Origin of the sequence: Acetonema longum DSM 6540 (assembly GCF_000219125.1) — a bacterium.
In the GTDB taxonomy this organism is placed as follows: domain Bacteria; phylum Bacillota; class Negativicutes; order Sporomusales; family Acetonemataceae; genus Acetonema; species Acetonema longum.
The window spans coordinates 28,726-50,376 of sequence record NZ_AFGF01000015.1 but is presented as its reverse complement, the minus strand read 5'-3'; the positions used below and the strand labels follow the sequence as shown (position 1 = coordinate 50,376).

General features: G+C 52.2%; 20 protein-coding genes. 16 read left to right on the top strand and 4 right to left on the bottom strand.

Annotated elements, in window-relative coordinates; genetic code table 11:
• Positions 1 to 22: 22 nt before the first annotated feature.
• Together ALO_RS01515 and ALO_RS01510 are read left to right on the top strand one after the other, a co-directional pair.
• A complete protein-coding gene (locus ALO_RS01515; RefSeq protein WP_004092100.1) occupies positions 23 to 3,520 on the top strand; it encodes an ankyrin repeat domain-containing protein in 3,498 nt (1,165 codons plus the stop codon).
• 394 nt (positions 3,521 to 3,914) lie between these two features.
• Complete coding sequence (locus ALO_RS01510) at positions 3,915 to 4,529, top strand: DUF3793 family protein (protein ID WP_004092096.1); 615 nt, start codon at positions 3,915 to 3,917, stop codon at positions 4,527 to 4,529.
• A gap of 72 nt (positions 4,530 to 4,601) precedes the next feature.
• On the opposite strand, the gene ALO_RS01505 is transcribed toward ALO_RS01510, so the two are convergent.
• From ALO_RS01505 to ALO_RS01495, 3 genes are all read right to left on the bottom strand, one after another.
• Complete coding sequence (locus ALO_RS01505; protein ID WP_004092094.1) at positions 4,602 to 5,600, bottom strand: nucleotidyltransferase domain-containing protein; 999 nt, start codon at positions 5,598 to 5,600, stop codon at positions 4,602 to 4,604.
• A 19-nt stretch (positions 5,601 to 5,619) separates the two neighbouring features.
• Positions 5,620 to 6,390, bottom strand: coding sequence for a nucleotidyltransferase domain-containing protein (locus tag ALO_RS01500; protein WP_004092092.1), 771 nt, complete (start codon positions 6,388 to 6,390; stop codon positions 5,620 to 5,622).
• 161 nt (positions 6,391 to 6,551) lie between these two features.
• Positions 6,552 to 7,205 carry a 4Fe-4S binding protein gene (locus ALO_RS01495; protein WP_004092091.1) on the bottom strand — a complete coding sequence of 218 codons (654 nt, stop codon included), beginning with the start codon at positions 7,203 to 7,205 and terminating at the stop codon, positions 6,552 to 6,554.
• Positions 7,206 to 7,365: 160 nt separating this feature from the next.
• Between ALO_RS01495 and ychF the strand changes: the two genes are divergently transcribed.
• Complete coding sequence (gene ychF / locus ALO_RS01490; protein ID WP_040292487.1) at positions 7,366 to 8,472, top strand: redox-regulated ATPase YchF; 1,107 nt, start codon at positions 7,366 to 7,368, stop codon at positions 8,470 to 8,472.
• Between the two features lie 322 nt (positions 8,473 to 8,794).
• Here the strand turns inward: ychF and ALO_RS01485 are convergent, their stop codons facing one another.
• Complete coding sequence (locus ALO_RS01485) at positions 8,795 to 9,544, bottom strand: MBL fold metallo-hydrolase (protein WP_004092089.1); 750 nt, start codon at positions 9,542 to 9,544, stop codon at positions 8,795 to 8,797.
• Positions 9,545 to 9,867: 323 nt separating this feature from the next.
• On the opposite strand from ALO_RS01485, the gene murI reads away from it, so the two are divergent.
• The 13 genes from murI to dnaB all read left to right on the top strand — a co-directional run bounded on the left by murI (position 9,868) and on the right by dnaB (position 21,592).
• On the top strand, positions 9,868 to 10,638 hold the full coding sequence (gene murI, locus ALO_RS01480) for a glutamate racemase (protein WP_004092088.1): 771 nt from the start codon (positions 9,868 to 9,870) through the stop codon (positions 10,636 to 10,638).
• A gap of 74 nt (positions 10,639 to 10,712) precedes the next feature.
• Complete coding sequence (locus ALO_RS01475; RefSeq protein WP_004092087.1) at positions 10,713 to 11,369, top strand: HD domain-containing protein; 657 nt, start codon at positions 10,713 to 10,715, stop codon at positions 11,367 to 11,369.
• Positions 11,366 to 11,872: a GNAT family N-acetyltransferase gene (locus ALO_RS01470; protein WP_004092085.1), complete on the top strand. Its 507-nt coding sequence runs from the start codon at positions 11,366 to 11,368 to the stop codon at positions 11,870 to 11,872. The genes ALO_RS01475 and ALO_RS01470 overlap by 4 nt, the downstream gene beginning before the upstream one ends.
• Positions 11,873 to 11,929: 57 nt before the next feature.
• The gene (locus ALO_RS01465; RefSeq protein ID WP_004092083.1) at positions 11,930 to 12,724 is read left to right on the top strand and encodes a nitroreductase family protein; all 795 of its coding nucleotides are present in this window, start codon (positions 11,930 to 11,932) and stop codon (positions 12,722 to 12,724) included.
• A 157-nt stretch (positions 12,725 to 12,881) separates the two neighbouring features.
• On the top strand, positions 12,882 to 13,166 hold the full coding sequence (gene rpsF / locus ALO_RS01460; protein ID WP_004092081.1) for a 30S ribosomal protein S6: 285 nt from the start codon (positions 12,882 to 12,884) through the stop codon (positions 13,164 to 13,166).
• Between the two features lie 50 nt (positions 13,167 to 13,216).
• The gene (locus ALO_RS01455; protein WP_004092079.1) at positions 13,217 to 13,621 is read left to right on the top strand and encodes a single-stranded DNA-binding protein; all 405 of its coding nucleotides are present in this window, start codon (positions 13,217 to 13,219) and stop codon (positions 13,619 to 13,621) included.
• A 17-nt stretch (positions 13,622 to 13,638) separates the two neighbouring features.
• Positions 13,639 to 13,878: a 30S ribosomal protein S18 gene (gene rpsR / locus ALO_RS01450; protein ID WP_004092076.1), complete on the top strand. Its 240-nt coding sequence runs from the start codon at positions 13,639 to 13,641 to the stop codon at positions 13,876 to 13,878.
• Positions 13,879 to 14,257: 379 nt separating this feature from the next.
• The gene (locus tag ALO_RS01445; RefSeq protein ID WP_004092075.1) at positions 14,258 to 14,566 is read left to right on the top strand and encodes a MazG-like family protein; all 309 of its coding nucleotides are present in this window, start codon (positions 14,258 to 14,260) and stop codon (positions 14,564 to 14,566) included.
• A gap of 4 nt (positions 14,567 to 14,570) precedes the next feature.
• Entirely contained in the window at positions 14,571 to 15,551 is a 981-nt protein-coding gene (locus ALO_RS01440) for a YybS family protein (protein ID WP_004092073.1), read from the top strand.
• A 15-nt stretch (positions 15,552 to 15,566) separates the two neighbouring features.
• A complete protein-coding gene (locus ALO_RS23650; protein WP_004092071.1) occupies positions 15,567 to 17,555 on the top strand; it encodes a DHH family phosphoesterase in 1,989 nt (662 codons plus the stop codon).
• Positions 17,552 to 18,007, top strand: a complete 456-nt coding sequence (gene rplI / locus ALO_RS01430; protein ID WP_004092069.1) for a 50S ribosomal protein L9 — start codon at positions 17,552 to 17,554, stop codon at positions 18,005 to 18,007. The genes ALO_RS23650 and rplI overlap by 4 nt, the downstream gene beginning before the upstream one ends.
• Positions 18,008 to 18,170: 163 nt before the next feature.
• Positions 18,171 to 20,108 (top strand): Lon family ATP-dependent protease, encoded by a 1,938-nt coding sequence (gene lonC / locus ALO_RS01425; protein WP_004092067.1) that lies wholly within the window; start codon positions 18,171 to 18,173, stop codon positions 20,106 to 20,108.
• 158 nt (positions 20,109 to 20,266) lie between these two features.
• Positions 20,267 to 21,592 carry a replicative DNA helicase gene (dnaB, locus tag ALO_RS01420; RefSeq protein WP_004092066.1) on the top strand — a complete coding sequence of 442 codons (1,326 nt, stop codon included), beginning with the start codon at positions 20,267 to 20,269 and terminating at the stop codon, positions 21,590 to 21,592.
• Positions 21,593 to 21,651 lie beyond the last annotated feature (59 nt).

Below are 21,651 nucleotides of genomic sequence, written 5' to 3'. Positions count from 1 at the left end.
CTTACACGAGGAGAGGATCAAAGTGGTGAATAAGCTGCTAAAATGGAGCTGCTTCCTGGGGATAACCCCGGCCGTACGTTTTTTGGTGAAACGCGGGGCGGATATAAACCGGCTTGAAGACAATGGCCAGACCCTGCTGCATGAAGCCTGTTACATGGGACATACCGGCACGATAAAAATACTGCTGAAATGCGGCGCCGATATCCGGGCTGCGGACGATGACGGCATGACGGTGTTTCATAGCGCCTGCCAGGGCGGGGATAAAGATACCGTTAATCTGCTGCACAAATACGGTGCTGACATTTATGAGGTTGACCGGGTGCACTCCACCGCGCTGCATTATGCCAGCCTGGAGGAATACGGCAAAGACGTGATTGAGCTTTTGATAAAAAAATATGGTTTTGATGTCAATGGCCGTAACAACGAGGGGACGACTCCCCTGCATCTGGCCAGTCAAAATAACCTGGACGAGACCGTGCGGCTGCTGATCAGGCACGGGGCTGACGTAAATGCCAGGGATAATGAAGGCAAGGCTTCGCTTCACTACACGTGCACCGGTAATCATATCCAGGCAGCGAAAATTCTCATTAATTATGGAGCGGATGTTAACGCCAGATGTGATATGGGTTATACTGCGCTTCATCATGCTTACAGCGGGAACTATGACAAACTGGCCGATTTCCTGATCAAGAACGGAGCAGCCAGGGACGACCGGCAAGCCATACTGCGCGCTGCTGCCGCCGGCGGCAATAAAGGCTTGATTGATGCTTCCTCTGCGGACAGCACGGATATCAACGCGCAGGACGCCGACGGCTACACCGCCCTGCATCACGCCTGCGCCAATAATCAAAAACAAGCCGTGGAACGCTTTGTCCGGCTCGGGGCTGACACCGGAATCAAAAACAATGAGGGTTCTACCGCACTGCATTTGGCCGTGGAAAATCATACCCTATGCAAGGTGCTGCTGGAAGCCGGCGCGGCAATTGATGAGGCGGATAACGACGGCGATACGGCCTTGCATATTGCTGCCGGGCGAGGGTACCGTTCCACTGTGGAATTTCTCCTGGCAAATGGGGCAGAGGTAAATACGGCCAATTATGAGGGGAATACACCGCTGTATGCCGCCTGTCTGGGAAAGGAGCAGAAGGTAGCCCGGATTCTCCTCCGCCACGGGGCGGACCCGAACCGTAAAGATAAAAAGGAGAATACTGTCCTAAACCATATGTGCTACAGCGGTGACCAGGCTATGGTCGCGCTGCTGCTGGAAAACGGCGCCAATATTCATAACCGGGATACTGACGGACAGACAGCGCTGCATGACGCCTGCGAACAGGGCCATACGGCAATAGCCGGCTTGCTGATTGATCGCGGCGCCGATATTCACGCTGTAAACAACAAGGGTGAAACGCCGCTGATTGAAGCTGCCTATTATGGGCGCACCGACTGTGTAAAATGGCTGCTTGATTGCGGCGCAAAGGCCGGCCAGCCCGACTATGAGGCTGTTACGCCGCTGCATTGGGCTTGCAGCGGCGGTCACCGGGAAATAGCCGGGTTGCTGCTGGACCACGGCGCCGACATGAATGCGGCAACGTTTGACGCAGGGGATACCCCGCTTCATACTGCCTGCCGCAAAGGGCATATGGATACAGCGTTTTTGCTTATAAGCCGCGGAGCGGATACACATAGCGCAAACAAGCAGGGCAATACACTCCTCCTGGAGGCTTGCCTGGGCGGGCACGCCGGCCTGGCGGAAGCCCTGATCGCTCATGGCGCCGATTGTTATGCAGCGGATGCCGGTGGTCGCAATATATTGCATGCCGCCGCCAAAAGCGGGCTCGTCAAAATTGCCGCCAGGATAGTGGAACAGGGCATAAATATTAACTGCCGCAGCAATGACGGCAATACCGCCCTCAATTACGCCGCGTTTGGCGGGCAGGCCGATATGGTCAAATGGCTCCTGGAACAAGGCGCTGATATCAGGTCGGCAGATGACCGGGGAATGACGGCCCTGCACGATGCCTGCTCGCAGGGGCGAAAAGAAGCTGCGCTGGTGCTGCTTGACAATGGCGCCGATATCAATGCCGTGACGGAAAATGGTTTGACGCCGCTGCACTGCGCTTGTCATGAACAGCATAATGACGTGGTTCAAATGCTGATCAGCCAGGGGGCCGACATCCGGGCCAAAACGCATAATGGCTTTCCGGTTCTCTATTATGCCTGCTATCATGGGCAGGCTGACGCCGTCAAAATGCTGCTTGACAACGGGGCCGACTTGAACGCCGGAAGCGGCGACGGCTGGACGGTGCTGCATGGCGCCTGCGAACAGGGGCATATCCATATAGTCCGGCTGCTTGTTGACAAGGGCATGGATGTGAATGCCGCAGCCAAGGACGGCACGACGGCGCTGATGACGGCGTACTTGAACGGACACCGCAACATTGCCGAGTTTCTTATCCGTGAGGGTGCAGATAGCCATCTTGCCGACAAGGAAGGCCGCACTATTTTACACGCCGCCGCCTGCAGCGGCGTCCCCGGGTTAGTGGAGGCAGCGCTGGCCTGCGGAATTTATATTAATACTATAAGCGGCAATGGCGGTACTCCGCTGCATCACGCCTGCCTGAAAGGCAGCGTGGAAACAGCGAGAAGCCTGATCATGCATGGCGCCGATATTGAACTAAAAGATGAAGCGGGCAGGACGGCTTTGCATTGCGCCTGCCAGGAAGGGCATGAACAGGCAGCCTGGCTGCTGCTTGAGCACGACGCCAGATTTGATGCGGCGGAAAAAAATGGAGCAACGGCGGTTCATTATGCTGCCTTTGCCGGGAATAAAAAAATACTGAAATCGCTGTTCGAGCTTGGCGCACCGCTAGAGGAGCGGGATAACGCCGGACATACGGCGCTTCATAATGCCTGCCGCAATGGCGGCCTGGAGGCGGTTCGGTTTTTGCTGGAGCAGGGCGCCGACATACAGGCCAGAACCAGGGAGGGCAATACGGCATTGATCTTTGCCGTTATGGAGGGATACACCGGTATTATTGAGTTATTAATGGCCCGGGGCGCAGATATGCATCAAAAAAACGAAGAACCTGGAGCTGCGCCGCTGCATTATGCTGTGGCCGGCGGATACAAAGAAATAGTCAAACTTTTTCTGGCTGCCGGTGGCGAGGTTAACATTTGTGACCGCAATACGGTTACGCCGTTGCATATTGCCTGCAGAAAAGGCCGCAAAGAAGAAGCGGAAATGCTGCTGGCATACGGTGCTGATACGAATGCTCGGGATGATGATGGCGATACTCCCCTGCATGACGCAAGCCGGTGCGGTCACGCCGATATCGTGGCAATGCTGGCGGCGGGGGGTGCCGATGGTACGATCGAGAATCACCATGGCAAGACAGCGTTTGACATTGCAGTTAGCGAAGGCTTTCAGGATGTTGCCGGATTATTGCACCGCAGCGTCGAGAGGCAAAAGGATCTTGAGCCGGTAAGTGATGCAAAAAACATCAAACGGCTGTTAAACTGAATCATAATTAACCATAGAAATCAAGGAGGCAAAAAAGCGAAACAAACAGGTCCCGGACTGCCGTCTGGCAATCCGGGACCCTTTTTTATTTATCCGTAAAACTTGCTGCACGCCGCTCGCCATTTCCTTAGAGCTCGAAAATTCATTTTGAACAAGCATCTTTATAAAGTGTATGTATGTGATGCGGGGAAAGCGTTATATTTAATGAAAAATCTGTTCAGGAGACCTTCCGGACTGCAAAATCAGCGAAACAACCGAGCATATATTGACAAAAACAACAAACTTCTTTATTATTATAATTGAAAATGGATATCATTATCAATGATTCTTTGCCATTATAAAATACAAATCATGCAGCCAGAATTGGCTAAGCCGCAAGTCAGGAGGGATGCGCATGCCTGCGGCAGGAACAAAAGTAAGAGACATTAACTGTTTGGCGGCATGGCTGGTCAGCAATATCGCTCCTACTCTCACCGGCAATAAACCGGCTACCGTGCTGACCTTTATCAACACCCGGCAGGAACCCCTGCTTGCGGCCTGGCGCAAGACCGGCAAAGAGGTGCTGGCCGGCTCCATGGTCCGGCATCGGGTGCTGTCCCGTTCAGCCAACCGGGAAACAGTACTGTTCTATCGCTCCGCGGTGTTGGACCAATGCATCCAGCACAACCTCCACAGGGTTTTCCTGGCTAAACTGGGCTATCCGGTGCACTCAGGCCTGGACGCCTGCCTGGACATGATGGAAGAACGCTTTCAGGGCTGTTGTCCCCATGAAGTAGGCATTCTCCTCGGCATCCCCCTCAAAGATGTGCTGGGTTTCATGGGCCTCACTGATGAGCCTCTCACCTGCCGCCGGGAATGGTGCATCTACGGCTGCCCCAAGGAGTCCCTGGCAGTGATAGAAAGGTACGAGGCTGACCGTGTTCGAATGTGCACCCTGATGGCCCAGGGAATGGCCCCGGCTCAGATCTTGTGCAGCACATGGGAAGATGACTGGCAGGAAACCGGATAAGCGGCAATAAACCTCAACTAACCGCGCCTGCGGCTATGTTGAGGTTTATTTATGCCATCATGTATCATAAGGCTAAATCAGCCTTTCATAGATCCCGATCATCAATTCCTCAACCCGCCTATAGTCCGGCTCTCCCGGCAAAGCCGTGTGTTTTGCGGCTATTTTGAAACGTTGCTCATACTCATCCACCATGGCAAAAATTTCAGGATAGCTGTATTTCCCCTTTCTGATGTCCAGGAAGAGGCCCCGTTCATTTTCCCGGTAGGTATTCACGCCTTTGCCTTCCAATATTTCCGCGCCTGTAACCAGCAGCCGGATTAAATGCATGGCGTGCTTGCGCAGATGCAGCTCGTCTTTTTTGCTGTTGCGGTGATTGAGCTTGGCATAGTCCTTAACAATGTTGTTCATATCTCCATAGATATTTTTAAAGTCCCTGAGGGGATAGTGCTGCAAGTGGATATCGATAAATATTTCGGCGGTGAAATCTTCTTTGTCGGATGGGGCGATATACAAGCTGATTTCCTGATCGGTAAAATTTTTATACACTCTTTTCAGATGGTCCATTTGACCTAAAATGCTGTTTAAAATATGTTCCTCTTTTTCCGCCTGGGGGTAGTTGTCCCTGGCCAGCGCATTCTGCAATCTTCTGAGCTGGGCCGTTGCGTAGTTGCCAAAACTTTGGACGGCTTTCCGGGATAAAAAAAGATCAATATGATCGCGCAGGAGTTTCCCCTCGGCCGTGATCAGCAGCAGATGCTCCGGCTTTGTCCCCAGGATTTCCAAAACATTGGGATTGCAGTTTAAACACAGGGCTATAAATTTCTTTAAGCCATAAATGACCGTATCGGTGGTCCGGTCCTCAAACTGCTCAAAATGAGACAGGCCCAGCAGGTCTTGCCTGGTTTCCGCCGCGACGCCCCGAATATCAATATCGCTGGTTTCGACCTGGGTCCCGTAAGCGACAGAGCCGGCTGCCGTCAGGATGAGAATATTTTTGCCCAGATGGGGGTCTGTCCGAAGAAAATCATAAGCATCCGTATGAAGTTTTTCCTTTATCATCTGAATATTCATAATGGCTCCATGGACCGCCTTAACCCCAGACTTCCTGCAGCGTCTCGCGGAAGAGGCTGTTGAGAGGGGTATAGTCCGGTTCGGCTCCTTTTCTGACAGTCTTAAGATATTGATCGAAATGTTCTGTCCGGCTGTTCAAAAATTCGAGGATCACCGGGCTTTTGGGTTCGATATCGTATTCCTGGCCGGAGATCTTTTTTTCGAGCAGCTTATGAATTTCAGTCGTCAGACTGCTGTCCAGCGGCTGATCCGCCATCAGCCGGCTGAATTCCATCGGCGGCATGGTATTGTTTTTTTCAATCCACATACAGGCCAGGAGCGGCCTGAGTATATAGAAGTACTTTTTAATTTTTACCTGATCGGTATCCGCGATTTCGTCCCGCTTGTTCCCGGCGATATGCAAATAATGGTACATAGCAGGCACAGGGGCAAAATAAGCCGGCATCAACTCCCTTAGCCTTTGGGCCGTGCGGAAGTCCTCCCGGTACACGATAGGGGAGCAAAGCCACTCAAATAAGGGAAGATTTGATTTCTTATACAGCAGCAAGGCCTTCTTTAGATCCCAGCCGTTGATATCCAGCAGGTCGCTGATGGGAGCTTCGATGAAGTCTTCTCTTTCTTCGATGGACAGGTACCAGTCCATCGGCCTGACATAGACAAAGCGAACATCGTAATCGCTGTCTTTTGATGCAAAACCCCAGCCCCTGCTGCCGGATTCAACCGCAAACAAGATTTTTACGCCATGATCTTGTTCCATTTGTTTGAGCTTAGACATTATTTCATTTTTCATCCGGAAAGCCCCTTTTGCAGTATCTTTACGTTTAGCTATTCAACAGGGCTTATGAGCTTCCTGCAAATTAAGAAATTTCGCGGGAGTACATTGCCGAAATAAAATGAAACCAAAAGAATCAGCAGGCATAAGCGTCTAATCTTTTGGCTTAGTAAAACCGGCTATTGAAAAGCCAGTACCTTTTTCGGGCATCTCTCTATGCACCGGCTGCATTTCAGACAATCGCTGTGGACGAATCCCTCCGGGCTTTCTTTGGCGGAATAGGGGGCCAGTTGAAGCGGGCAGGCCGTTGTACATAGTTTGCACTTTATACAGGAGTCAGCTACCTTTAGCGGCATGGGCCCGGGTTTGGCGCTAAGCCAGCTTGCCATAGTGCCCATGGGGCAAAAGGAACACCAGGTGCGCTGATGATACATAACCCCCAGCAGGATGCCGACGATAGTTGTAATCAGGATAATCCGCACAAATACGGCTCCCATAGCGGCGGCATCACCCCAGGCGCCATACATCTGCACCGCAAAAACACCCATAATGAAAAAAACCATGAAGAGACGCAGGCCAAAGCTGCGGAAAATAGCTGGAATAGGTTTCCTGGGAGATATTTTGGCAATGACCTGATCGTAAAAACTGCCGCGGGGGCAACAATTGCCGCACCAGTATCGCCCTTTATAGCGGGCCGGCAGGACCGGCGCCAGCATACAGATGATCGCCGCCAGCCCAATTGCCGGATAGAAAAGGCCTGCAGTTAAGAAAATCAATAGAATCCAAAATAGATAAGGTTGACTATGACTTTTCATGTTAATATCCTTTCTCATTTTATTCCCACCCCCCTCGGGGGAGGGATGTTGAATTTAATATATACTACTATCATTTAAAAAGCAAGTAAATGTTGCTGTTCTCCCCTGGGAGTCTTGCAATCATCGCCATAATGCTCTACAATGAACCAAGAATTAGTTAAAGGTGGAATACTTTGCAATGAGCACGAATTTGGAGATAGGTATTGTCGGATTGCCCAACGTGGGGAAAAGCACTTTGTTTAACGCCATTACCAAGGCCGGCGCCGAGGCGGCCAATTATCCCTTTTGCACCATTGAGCCTAACGTAGGCGTGGTGGAAGTGCCGGATGAGCGGCTGGACAAGCTGGCCGGGATGTTTAAGCCGAAAAAAGTGACGCCTACGGCCATGCGGTTTGTGGATATTGCCGGCTTGGTCAAAGGCGCTTCCCAGGGCGAGGGTCTGGGAAATAAATTTTTATCCCACATTCGCCAGGTAGATGCTATTGCCCAAGTGGTGCGCTGCTTCCAGGATGAGAATATCACCCACGTGGAAGGCGGCCTGGACCCGCTGCGGGATATTGAAATCATTAATACCGAGTTGTGTCTGGCTGACATTGATTCGGTGGAAAAGCGGCTGGATAAGGCCCAAAAGCAGACCAAGAGCGGCGATAAAAAGGCTCAGGCTGAAGTAGAGCTCTTAAACCGGGTCCGCAAGATGCTGGAAGACGCCCAGCCGGTCCGCCGGGTGGAATTTAACGAAGAAGAGCAATTTATTTTAAAGGAATTGAATCTGCTGACGCAAAAACCGGTGCTGTTCGTGGCTAATGTGAGCGAAGAAGAAATCGCCGGCCCGGATGACAATCCTCTGGTGCAGCGGGTTAAACAGTACGCTGCCAGGGAAAAGGCCGGGGTGATCACGGTTTGCGCCAAACTGGAATCGGAAATCGCCGAATTGCCGGATGATGAGGCCAAAGCGTTTCTGACGGATTTGGGCTTGACTGAATCGGGTCTGGATAAATTGATCAAAGCCGGCTTCTACCTGCTGGGGCTCATGACTTTCCTGACCGCCGGTGAGCCGGAAGTCAGGGCCTGGACTATTGTGAAGGGCACCAAAGCGCCTCAGGCAGCCGGAAAAATTCACAGTGATATTGAACGGGGCTTTATTCGGGCCGAAATTGTCTCCTACGATGACCTGATGCGCTCCGGCAGCCAGGCTGCCGCCAAGGAAAAAGGCCTGGTTCGCCTGGAAGGTAAGGATTATGTGATGCAGGACGGGGATGTGGTGTATTTCCGCTTTAACGTCTAAAAGGGGACCGTTGAAAAGGGCCCATCTGCGTTGTCAGACCTACGAGAGCGCGCTGTTCAGAAAGTATCTCTTTTCGGGTTTTATCTCGATAGTTTTTTCGTACTGACTACCCCGAAAAGCGCATACTTTCTTCCAGCTTTCACGATGCTGCGCATCTTTCCAGCATTGCCGTACCCTCTCGAACGTACTGTCTGCGCGCGCTTTCTCGGTCTTCCTAGCATCTGAACCTTTTTGAACGGTCCCTGTTTCGAGGCCGTAGATGGGTTTTATGACAGGTTTATAGATAGACTGAAAGCACCCGGCAGGAGCGCCGGGTGCTTTTTTAGAGAGATGCCGGCGGATAGCTGAATTGCTGTCCCCGGTGGGTGATTTCATAGGTAGCAAAAGGCGCTTGTTTGTTTCTGCTTCTCTCTTTAAAGGCGGACGTGGCTTTGCAGTCGGTGCCGAAGTGCATGGGAAATAGCACCTGGGGCTTTATTTTTTCGGCGAAATATTCAGCGCCTATACAGTAGGCCTCCTCCAGGCGGCGGTCCACCGGGAAAAAGGCGATGTCTACCGGCTGGCCGGTGAGCTTATCGAGCTCGGTTTTAAACAGGTCTTCCGCGTACTTTTGTTCTTCCGGCGTTTCCCCGGACCAGTGCCACCAGTTTAGATCGCCGGCGTGAAAGATCGACAGGCCATTGGTTTTTACCAGGAAGGAAGCGCCTGCATCTGATGATCCATAGACTAGCACCTCCAGGTTGTCGTCCGTCCACTTTTCGCCGGGAGCCAGGCTGTAAGTTTTCCGGATGCCGGGCCTGGCCGGGATATCGCTGCTGAGGATATAGGTAATGTCAGTCTCCGTGCTCCAGTCCCAAATGACCGGGTCGTAGTGGTCCCCATGGGCATGGGAAGCGAATACATAGACATTCGGCTTAGCGGCGAGATATTCCCCGGAAATAAAACCATTGGCAAAGGTCTTTTCTAATTTTTTGGGAAATAGACTATAATAATCAAAGATGAAAAATAGGTCGGCTGTTTCAACGGCAAAGCCGCTGTGGAAAAGGTAAGTGACGGTGGCTTGCGGTTTCATAGAATCGGGACCTCCTTGGAAAGATAAATAGGTTGGCAATAGTTACAATCAGTATATATTTCCCAAAAGATATGTGTCAAGGATAAACAACAATGCTTATCCTGTAAATATAATCCAAATTTTCCTTTGCGCTATTTCAGCAGGATTTTTCCTATAAAGCGCTAAAATGTATATATATGGAGACAGCATAAAACTGTTGTCAGGTGCAATAGTATTATAATGGTACATCCTTAAATAACAGAGGACAAAGGAGGTAAATCCCCGCTCAGCCGGATAGCGCGGACCGCAGTCATCATCACGGCGCCGGGCGGGCGAGTCACACCATGAAAATCGGCATTTTTGATTCCGGGGTGGGCGGCATTACCGTTCTGGCTGAGGCGCTGAAGGAACTGCCCCGGGAAGATTATCTTTACTACGCTGATACCAAACATGTGCCTTATGGCGAAAAGCCAAAGGAAATAGTGCACCAATATATATTTGAGGCAGTGGAACAGATGATTGCCGGCGGCATCAAGGCTCTGGTACTGGCCTGTAACACCGCGACCAGCATTGCCGCCGACAGCCTGCGGGCCAAATACCCTTTTCCGGTGCTGGGGATGGAACCGGCGGTCAAGCCGGCGGTTCTGAAAAACGATGATCAAGGCAGGCGAGTCTTAGTGTTCGCCACCACTTTGACGCTGAAAGAGAGTAAATTTCAGCATTTGGTGGCAAGAGTGGATCAGCACCATATTGTGGATTTTCTGCCTCTGCCCGAACTGGTGGAATTTGCCGAAACGCAGCAGTTTGACCCTGAGGTGGTAGTGCCCTGCCTGCGGCAAAAGCTGTCCCAGCTGGATCTCGCCCAATATGGCACAGTGGTATTGGGTTGTACCCATTTTCCTTTTTTTACAGATCATTTACGGCAGGTTCTGCCTGCCGGCGTTGACATTATCGATGGTGCTGCCGGGACGGTCCGGCATCTGAAGAATGTTTTAACCGATAACGACCTGCTGGAACAGGGCCAAGGCCAGGTTACCTTTAACTCCTCCGGTGACCGGCAGCAGGATGCGGCCCGGTTTGCCAGAGCGCTGGATTTGATTCGTTCGCTTCGGTAGGAGGAGTTGAAAAGGTCCGGATTCGAGACTGAAGGCAGGTTTAGTAACAGATTTAGGGGATAAGGTGGACGCAATTGGATTTTGATGCAACGGCGCGATGGCGGCTGCTGTCCGGGCGGATGGATTGGGACCGGGATGCCGCCGGTCAGGTGTATGAATGGATCCATGACAGCTACAGCCAGTATTTTCGAGCCTATCACAATCTGGATCATCTGGCGGAATGTTTTGGGCATTTTGACCGGATCAGGCGGCATTTGGCTCGGCCTGATATGGTGGACTACGCCCTGTGGATGCATGACCTGGTGTGCGTGCCGGGTTCAATATGCAACGAGGCATTAAGCGCCATGGCGGCGGAACAGTGGGCTGACAGGCTTGGAGCGCCGGAAGGGTTCGGGCGGACGGCAGGAAACTATATTTTGCTGACCGGGCATGGCCTGACGGCCGGAGAAAGGGGGGGAATACCGCCGGACGCCGCCTATCTGCTGGACATCGACCTGGCGGTACTGTCCCGTTCAACCCCGGAGTATGAGATCTACGAAACCGCCATCCGCCGGGAGTACGCCTGCCTGGACGCGGCAGTCTATCGCAAAGGCCGCTGCCAGGTACTGGCGCAATTTTTAACGCGGCCGCGGATTTACCGGACGGAAAGCTTCGGCGGCTCCTACGAGCAGCAGGCCCGGGCAAACATTCGGCAGGCAATGCACCGCCTTACTCAGGAGGAACAAACATGACCCACTGTGCGATTCAGACACTGACCGAAGCGCATCTGCCGGCGGTGCTGGATATCTACAATTATTATATTCAGCATACAACGGCGACTTTTCATGAGCGCCCGCATACGATGGAAGAAATGCGGCAGCTCGTTCTGTTTGATAATCCGCGCTATCAGGCCTGTGTCTTTACCGGACCGGATGGCTTGGTATGCGGCTATTTTATTCTGACCCAGTACAAGAAGCGTGAGGCCTATGACCGTACCGCCGAAGCCACAGTGTACCTAAAACCGGACCATTTGGGGAAGGGTCTTGGAACATTGGCTCTGTCCCACCTGGAAAAATTGGCAAAAGAGAGAGGCATCGCAGTCCTGATGGGAGTGATTTGCGCTGAAAATCAGGCCAGCGTTAACCTGTTCGCCAAGAATGGCTATGAAAACTGCGGCCATTTGCGGCAGGTGGGTATCAAGTTCGGGCGAATCCTCGATATTGTGTTATATCAAAAAATCTTGACATCAACGTGATCGGGCACTGACGATCATTGATCATCATAAATCATAACAAAGGCAGGGAAAAGATTGATGCAGATACCGGCAGAAAAGTGGTACCCGGCGATTGAGAAGCGACGCTCCAGAAGACAGTATAACCAGGAGCCGATACCTGAAGCAATCTGGCGGCAACTGGCAGTTTTCATTAAGGATCTTAACCGGGAAATCAGCGGCGCCCGGGCCGTCTTGGTGGACGAGGCTCCCAGCAGTATTTTCAAAGGTGCAATCGGTCCTTACGGCAAAGTGAAGGGAGCACCGGCCTACGTGGCTGTGATTGGTGATATGCGCGAGCCTATGGTGCAGGAAACCGTCGGTTATCTGGGGGAATGCATCATTTTGGAAGCTACAGCGCATGATCTTGCCACCTGCTGGATAGGCGGATTCTTTCGTCCCAAAGCAGTGGCGGGACAGATTCCGTTATTCGGCCAGGAAAGAATTCTGGCTGTGTCGCCTCTGGGTTATGTCTCTTCCGACTATACCTGGGAGGAAAAAATCCTCTCAGGCTTTGGCAACGCTTTCAAGCGCAAGAGCCTGGACAGCCTGTGCACCGGTCTTGAACCGGAAAAATGGCCGGAATGGATGAAGCCGGCGCTGGAAGCGGCGCGTCAGGCGCCGTCCGCCGTGAACCGTCAGCCATGGAAGTTTGTACTGGATGAGAACTCTGTCACCATTCAGATAGATGAGGAAGCCCATAATCACGATATTTCCAAGCGCCTGGACTGCGGTATCGCCATGCTGCATCTGGAAGTCGGAGCGCTGCATGCCGGTGCGGAGGGATATTGGGAGCCGCTCACGGGACAGGCTGTGGCCAAATATACTGTAGAGTAACCGGGTTTTATATTTGTTGGATTTTTAGCCGGGTCTCTCTTGCACTTGTCCCTTGATAGTGCTATACTATTCTAGTCTAAGTTGGTTTCCAAATTTATATTTGCAAACCTTCCCTGCTCCCTCAGGGAGCCATTAGTCCAAAGGAGGAGGTGATTTCGTGAATAAGTACGAAGTCATATTCATTGTGAAGCTGGCCGAGGAAGAGGCTATGAACGGTGTAATCGCCAAGTTCGAAAGCCTGATTCAAAATAACGGCGGCTCCGTGGAAAAGATTGATCGTTGGGGTAAACGACGCCTGGCCTATGAGTTGAAAGACCATACCGAAGGCTACTACGTCATTACGCACTTTGCCGCTCCCGCCGCTGCTGTGGCTGAGCTGGACCGTGTAATGAAGATTACCGACGAGATCTTGCGGCATATGATTATCAAAAAAGACGAGTAGTCATAAATTCCGAGTTTCCAAAATTTCCGACCCGAAAGGAAGTGCCCGCTGTGAATAAAGTCATACTGGTCGGTCATTTGGCCCGCGATCCGGAAGTGCGTTATACACAAAGCGGCAAAGCAGTAGCTTCTTTTACCATTGCGGTCAATCGCAATTTCGGCGGTACGCCGGAACAAAGGGAAGCGGATTTTATACCTATCGTTGCCTGGGAGCGGCTGGCCGAAACCTGTGGCAACAATCTGACCAAAGGCCGGCGAGTGCTGGTGGAAGGCCGGATGCAGGTCCGTAGTTATGAAACGGCGGAAAAACAGCGCCGTTACGTGACTGAAGTCATTGCCCAGAATATCGAATTTTTGGACAGTAGGAAACAAGGCGGCCCGGAAACCGGGGCTGCGCCTGCGGATATGAGTTCGTTCGGGAAAGACGTATTCCCGGATGAGGAGATTCCTTTTTAAGAAGGAGGTAGAGTAGCATGTCCTTACCAAGACGTGAAAAAGGCAGAAAACCTAAAAAGAAAATTTGCAGTTTCTGCGTGGATAAAGTCACTGATATTGACTATAAAGACGTTCCCAGACTGCGCCGGTATGTCACCGAGCGCGGCAAGATTCTGCCCCGCCGCATTTCCGGCAATTGCGCGAAGCATCAGCGCCAGGTAACGCTGGCCATCAAACGGGCCCGCAATATCGCCCTGCTGCCGTTTACTGCTGAGTAAACAGAAAAGACGGATATGAACAGAAAGCACTGCCTAGCGGTGCTTTCTGTTTTTTTACCGGCATCCCCGGATTTGCTGCGGCAGACAGTCCGTTGCGATGCGGGACGGTTGGAAAAGGCAGGGAGCCGAGAAAGCCGAATAGGGCGGTTTTCTCGATTCCCTGTCCTTTAGTCTCTGGTAAAACTATCTTTGGACTAGACCATAGGACCCAGCAGGAAACCTCCTCACCATGTTAGAATAATATAAGTTACGTAAAAAGAGATGCAAAGCATCTCGTGGTAGAAGGAAAGTAAGGGACTTTTCGGGTAACCGCCAAGGACCTTTGGAGTAGCACAAATCCGAAAAGTGCTGCTTTCCGAGCCTACAAGGAGGGGTCTTAGTGTTTTCCCGTGAATCCGACCTGCTGTACAAGATTCGCCTGGTAGAGTGGCTCAAAGCCGACTTGGTTTCCCATGTGGGGGAACTGTTTCACGCCATGGCGCAGAATAGTGAAAAGGCCATCGCCACCGCCCTGGCGGCGATTATTGCGTCCTGTTACGTTCTGGGACGGCGGTTGGGTATTGATTTTTCCGTCTTAGACGCCACAACACAGGCGTGGCTGTCGGAACGTAATAAAAAGGACCAGCAAGTGGAAAAATGGTTGGGAGACTACGCTGAATTAGAAAGCCATTTCCGCCAGAAGAGGTGAACGAATGAGTCAGACCCAAGTAAAACCGATGGTGGAAGGCGGGATCTTATCTGCCATTGCCGTTATCTTTGCCCTGATCAGCGCTTATATTCCGGTGTTGGGCGAGTTTGCCGCCCTTTTTTGGCCCGTGCCGATTATTCTTTTGGGTGTGCGCCATGGATACAAATGGAGCATTTTGGCCACGGTGGCGGCAGGGATTATTGCCGCTCTTTTAACCAGACCGCTGCATGCATTATCCGTAGTCGTTGGTTTCGGACTGATTGGCATTGTTCTTGGTCATGGTTTCCGAATGAATCATTCGCCGGTAAAAACCCTGATGCAAGGCGCTGCGGCTTCCCTGATTTCCAAGGTGATATTAATAGGCCTCCACACCGCCGTTCTAGGCGTTAATCCCTTTGCTGCCATCGACGGGGCCGCCTTAGACCAAGCCATGAAGCAGACGATGAACATATACCGCAGCCTGGGCGTGAGCGAGGAGGATCTGGCCGCGAATGCCGCCACTGTGCGGGAGTTGTTCAGACAGTTTCTGTTGGTTATGCCAAGCATGATTGTCTTGGGCGCGGTAATGGACACCACTATCAACTTTTTGGCAGTAAAAGCCATATTAAAAAGAATGAAAAAAACGATAGCCACCCCGCCGATTCCAGCCTTCCCACCGCTAAAATATTGGAACATGCCTCGAGCCACTGTATATATCTGGGCGTTGTCTGGCGCCGGTTTCTACTTTTTTAAGGATCAGCCCCAGTACCAGATCATTTATCAGCTGGCCGCGAATCTGCAGTGGATCACGATCCTGGTTTTCTTAGTGCAGGGTCTTGCCCTGGGGTGCTTTCTCGCCGACAAATATGAAGTACCGAAATTCATCCGTACTGTCTTGCTAGTATTTATCTTTATCAATCCCTTGTTTGCACAGATTGCTGTTTTCGCCGGAGTTTTTGATTTGATTCTCGATTATCGTCGGCTGAAGGAACCCCGTCAGTTTTGACAGGAGGGAAGTTTTATGTTTAATGCTCCGGCGTTTACCTTCGGCACCCGCTGGTTAACCGTAGCTGCGGTCATCCTGGTGCTTTTAGTGGGCTACTACAACATCTATATTGCCACCGTACTGGCTATCGCCTTTTACATAGGCTTTATCTATGGACGGGAACGGTATAAGGAACAGCAGGAGGCTTTAGCCGCCTATCTGGAGACATTAACCTACCATGTGGATCAAATGGCCATGTACGCCCTGGACAATTTGCCTTTGGCCATGGCCTTGATTGATGCCAAAGGGACGATTCACTGGTGCAATCCTATTTTCAGCCAATGGCTGGGGCAGGAGGTTCTGCCCGGCCAATCCATTTGCCAGGTTATACCCGAGCTCTCCCTGGCCCAAAATGGCGGCAGAATCACGTCACCTCAGACCGTTGCCTGGGAAGACAAATATTATCAGTTATATTGCCATTCGAGCGATGACTCGGCCGAATATCTGGCGGTGTTTATTACCGATATTACCGACAGTGAGACCATCCGCTTAAAAAGTCATGCGGCCATGCCGGTAATCGCCTATACCCAGATTGACAATATCAGTGATGTCTTAAAAGGACTCACTGAAAGTCAAAGAGGCGACATTCTGTCCCAGGTCAACGCCAGAATGGTGGATTGGGCCAGCGAACATCAGGGCTTTTTGAAAAAATACGCTGAGGATATGTATGTGGCGGTCTTCAACCGCTTTTCCCTGGATCAGCTGTTGGCCAACCGATTTGATATTCTGGATAAGATTCGCGCCATCTATGGCGGCAATAAGATTCCGGTCACCCTCAGCATGGGGGTGGCAGCCGATGAAGATTCCATGCTGGACTTGGGGCAAAAAGCCCAGGCCCAGCTTGACCTGGCCCTGGGCCGGGGCGGCGATCAGGCGGCGGTGCACGTGGATGGCAGGGTGCAGTTTTATGGCGGCAAAGCCAAGGCTGTGGAAAAAAACACCCGGGTGAAGGCCCGTATTATCTCACAGGCATTGCGGGAATTGATGGAGAGAACGAACCTGGTGCTGATCATGAGTCATGCCAACGAGGACTATGACAGCCTGGGGGCGGCTCTGGGGATAGCGGCTATGGCCCGGCACCTGGAGAAGCCCTGTCATATTATTGTCAGCCAGCTTGGAACGGCTGTGGAGAAACTGGCGGATCTGCTGGAAGAAAATGAAGACTATCAGGATATCCTGATGACTCCGGCGCAGGCGGCGGAGATGATTGACGGCATAGATCCCAATCAGGTACTGCTGTTTGTCGTGGATACCCATCGTCCGGAAATGACAGCGGCGCCGGAGTTGCTCCGCCGGTTGGAAAAGGTCATTGTCCTTGACCACCATCGCCGGGCGGAAAGTTTTATTGCCAATCCGCTGCTGGTCTATCTGGAACCGTCTTCTTCTTCCACGGCTGAGCTGATCAGTGAATTGTTGATGTATTTTGATACCACCATTGATCTGACCCGCCTGGAAGCATCGGCTCTATATGCCGGCATCCTGGTGGATACCAAGAATTTTGCGGATCAGACAGGATTCCGCACCTTTGAAGCCGCTTCTTATCTGAGGCGGGCCGGAGCCGATCCCCATCTGGCCCGGCAGTTGTTCCGGGTAGACCTGGAGTCTTTGCAACACCGGGCAGAGGTCATTTCTAACGCACATTTGCTGCCGGGCGGGATTATTGTATCCGCCTGTCCGCTTCGGATTAAAAACGTGCAGATGGTATCTGCTCAGGCTGCCGATATGCTGCTGAACTTGGAAGAGGTAAAGGTCAGTTTTGTTCTGTTTCCCTTGGATGAGGATACCATAGGGATCAGCGCCCGTTCTCAGGGCGAAATCAACGTACAGGTGATTATGGAGCAGCTGGGCGGCGGCGGACATCAGACTATGGCCGGGGCTCAGCTGAAAACTACAGACTTGGAAGAGGCCAAGCGCCAATTAATTGAAATCGTGACCCGATATGTGGAGGAGAGTGAGTTGGAATGAAAGTCATTCTAATACAGGAAGTCAAGGGACTGGGGAAAAAGGACGCCGTGGTTGAGGTATCGGAAGGTTACGCCCGTAACTTTCTGCTGCCGAAGAAATTAGCCGTACCTGCCACTGATTCCAATCTAAATACCATCACCCAGCAAAAAGCCGCCCAGGCGCGCCGGGAGCAACAGCAGCTGGACGAGGCCAAGATGCTGGCCAGCCAGCTCTCAAAGCTGTCAGTCACCATTCCGGTCAAGACCGGCGAAGGTGGCAAGCTGTTCGGTTCGGTCACCGGCAAAGACGTGGCCGATGCCCTGGCTAAAACTCATGGCGTTGAAATCGACCGTCGCAAAGTCGAACTGAAAGATACTGTAAAGGCCGTGGGCACTTTCACCGTGGTTATCCGGGTTCATCCGGAGATAACGGCGCAGATAGAGCTGCATGTGGTCAGCGCAGGGGACCGTTGAAAATCGATCCATTTGATGCCACAGAACTAGCAGACTCGGAAAGCAGCATTTTTCGGATTCGTGCCAGTGCAAGACTTCTTACTGACTAGCCGAAAAATGCCTGACTTTCCTACTAACCCCGAGATGCTTCGCATCTCTCTAGAAAGGAACTAAATACTTAAAAATGAAAAACTTTTTTCAGCGATGGGTTCGGCCGCAAAAGCCGGAAAGAGAGGAATCCCACGACGAAAAACTGAAACGGCAGGTCAGTTCTCTCTATGCCCTTTATTCCAACATCATTGGGGCGGAGAAAGTGATTCTGAAAGCAGGCAAGCTGGATGCACTGGATCTGATGCGTTCCCCGGATGTGGGCAAACGCATTTTGGGCTTACAAAAAGTCGTGTTTGAAGACCCGATTGTTGATCAGGTGCCTTCAGCCTCCGAAATTCCCCAGATCCTGAACGAAATCGAGGAAGAGCTGGCTGATATGCTGGCCCGGCGCGAGGTAGAGGACCGGATCGAGAAGAAAATCGCCGAAAAAATGGAAGAACGCCATCAGGAATATGTCAAAGAAATCAAGATGCAGATTATCAAGGAAGACGGCAATAACGTCGAAACTCCCCAGACCTTGAAAAAATACGCCCAATTGGAGAAACTGGAAAAAATCAAGCTGACCCAATCCATGAGCGAGCTCCTGCGTCCGGCCAGTCTGGACGAAGTAGTGGGACAGGAACGGGCTATTGAGGCCCTGCGGACCAAACTGGCTTCGCCGTATCCCCAGCATATTATTTTGTACGGACCGCCGGGGGTAGGTAAGACGACTGCCGCCCGCCTGGCCTTGGAAGAAGCCAAAAAGCTGAAATTCACCCCCTTTGGGGAAGACGCGCCCTTCGTGGAAACCGACGGCGCCACCCTGCGCTGGGACCCGCGGGATATGACCAATCCTCTTTTGGGTTCGGTTCATGATCCGATTTATCAGGGTGCCCGGCGGGACCTGGCTGAAACCGGCGTGCCGGAGCCCAAGCCCGGCTTGGCCACCGATGCCCACGGCGGCATTTTGTTTATCGATGAGATCGGCGAAATGGACCTGATGCTGCAGAATAAGCTGCTGAAAGTGCTGGAAGACAAACGGATCTTCTTTGATTCAGCCTATTATGACTCCAGTGATTCTAATGTGCCGAAATATATTAAAAAGCTGTTTGAAGAAGGCGCGCCAGCTGACTTTATTCTGATCGGCGCTACAACCAGGGAACGCTCGGACATCACGCCGGCGATCCGCTCCCGCTGCGCCGAGATTTACTTTGAGCCCCTGACACCAAAACAAATCGAGCAGATCGTCGAACAGGCCGCCGCCAAGCTGGAAGTCAGCCTGGAACCGGCCGTACCCCGGCTGATCAGCGAATATACCATTGAAGGCCGCAAGGCAGTCGGTCTTTTGGCCGACGCATTCGGCCAGGCCCTTTATCGCACAGGGGATGCAGACCGCCAGGCAATGATCACCTGCGAAGATATTTATAAAGTAGCCCAGGCCAGCCGCCTGACCCCATTTGTCAATCAGAAAGGTTCCCAGACCACAGCGATAGGGAAGATTTTCGGGCTAGGTGTAGCCGGCTATCTGGGATCGGTCATCGAAATTGAAGCCGTTGCTTTTCCTTCGGCGGAAAAAGGCAAGGGGCATATCAGGTTCAATGACACAGCCGGCAGCATGGCTAAGGACTCAGTATTTAACGCCGCTGCCGTGGTTCGTAAAATCACCGGCCAGGATATCGCCAACTTCGATATCCATATCAACATCATCGGCGGCGGCCGGATTGACGGTCCTTCAGCCGGCGTGGCTATCATGACCGCTGTCATTTCCGCCATTACCCGGCGCCCCATCCGTCAGGACGTAGCCGTTACCGGCGAAATTTCCGTCCAGGGCATGGTTAAAGCCGTAGGCGGCGTATTTGAAAAAGCCTACGGCGCTCGTCAGGCTGGCATCGCCACCCTGGTCATCCCCCGGGAAAATGAAAAAGACATCCCCCACGGCCATCTGGGCCTGGCGATTCACCCGGTGGAAACCGTGGAACAGGCGATGGAGAAATTATTAGAAGAGGTATCGGCTGAGACAGCAACTGCATAAACAGAAGAATAGATCATCATTATTTAGGAGATTATGAGAAACTCATCTGTGGCCTATGAAGCCGAAAAGAGGCGCTTTCTGAACGAGTCCGTCCGCAGGAGGCTGAAGTGCCGCAGATGGGTCTTTTTCAACGGTCCCCTGAGGAGGAGAGCCGTAGTATGATCGACAGGGTTCCGCCGCAGAATCTGGAGGCAGAACAATCCGTCCTCGGCGCTATGTTAATTGAGCGTGAGGCTATTTCCCGGGTTTCCGAGATACTGCGGCCCGAGGATTTTTATCGTGAGGCCCATCGCCTGATTTTCCAGGCCATGCTGGCTCTGTTTAACAAAAATGATGCCGTGGATATGGTTACAGTCGTGGAATCGCTGCGTAAAGACGACAAGCTGGAACCGGCCGGCGGCATCGCTTATATCACCACTCTGGCGAATTCCGTGCCCACAGCCGCCAATGTTACCTATCACGCCCGGATTGTGGAAGAAAAGGCTCTCCTGCGCCAGCTCATCAACACTGCTACCCATGTGGCCACTATGGGCTATGAGGCCAGCGAAGAAGTTGAAACCATTATGGACAAGTCCGAACGGATGATCCTGGAGGTAGCCGGCCGCAAACTCGGCCAGGAATTCACTCCCATCAAGACCATCATTTTTGACGCTTTTAATAAGATTGAGCAGTTGTACGCCTCTAAAGGCGGCATTACCGGCATCCCTACCGGCTTTAAAGATCTGGACAAGCTCATGTCCGGCCTGCAGCCTTCGGACCTGGTCCTGATCGCCGCCCGTCCCAGCATGGGCAAGACGGCTTTTGTTCTTAACATTGCCCAGCATATAGCTATCCGGGAGAAAAAAGCCGTAGCCTTTTTCAGTCTGGAAATGTCCAAAGAGCAACTGGTGCAGCGGATGCTCTGCGCCGAAGCTGCCATTGACGCCCAACGCCTGCGGATCGGTGAACTGGAGGAAAACGACTGGCGCAAACTGGTCATCGCCGCCGACCGTCTGGCCTCAGCCCCGGTATTCATCGACGATACCGCCAGCATCACTGCCGTAGAAATGCGGGCCAAATGCCGTCGGCTGAAAATCGAACACGACCTCCAGCTCATTATTATCGACTATTTGCAGCTCATGCAAGGCAGCGGCAGTAACCGGGGCGAAAACCGCCAGCAGGAAATCTCCGAGATCTCTCGCTCCCTGAAAGGACTGGCCAGAGAGCTCAATGTGCCGGTCATTGCCCTCTCTCAGCTCTCCCGCAGCGTAGAATCCCGCCAGGTGAAACGCCCCATGCTCAGCGACCTGCGGGAATCAGGTTCCTTGGAGCAGGACGCCGACATCGTAGCCTTTTTGTATCGGGAAGACTACTACGACCCGGACAGCGAAAAGAAAAACATCACTGAAGTCATTGTGGCCAAGCACCGTAACGGTCCGGTGGACACCGTGCAGCTGTTCTTCCACAAGCAGTTCACCAAGTTTTCAGATCTGGCCCAGCGGTAGGAACAGGGATGCTTTTATACAGACTCGAGCATGCCAGGGGATAGAAGTATTTTTAATGC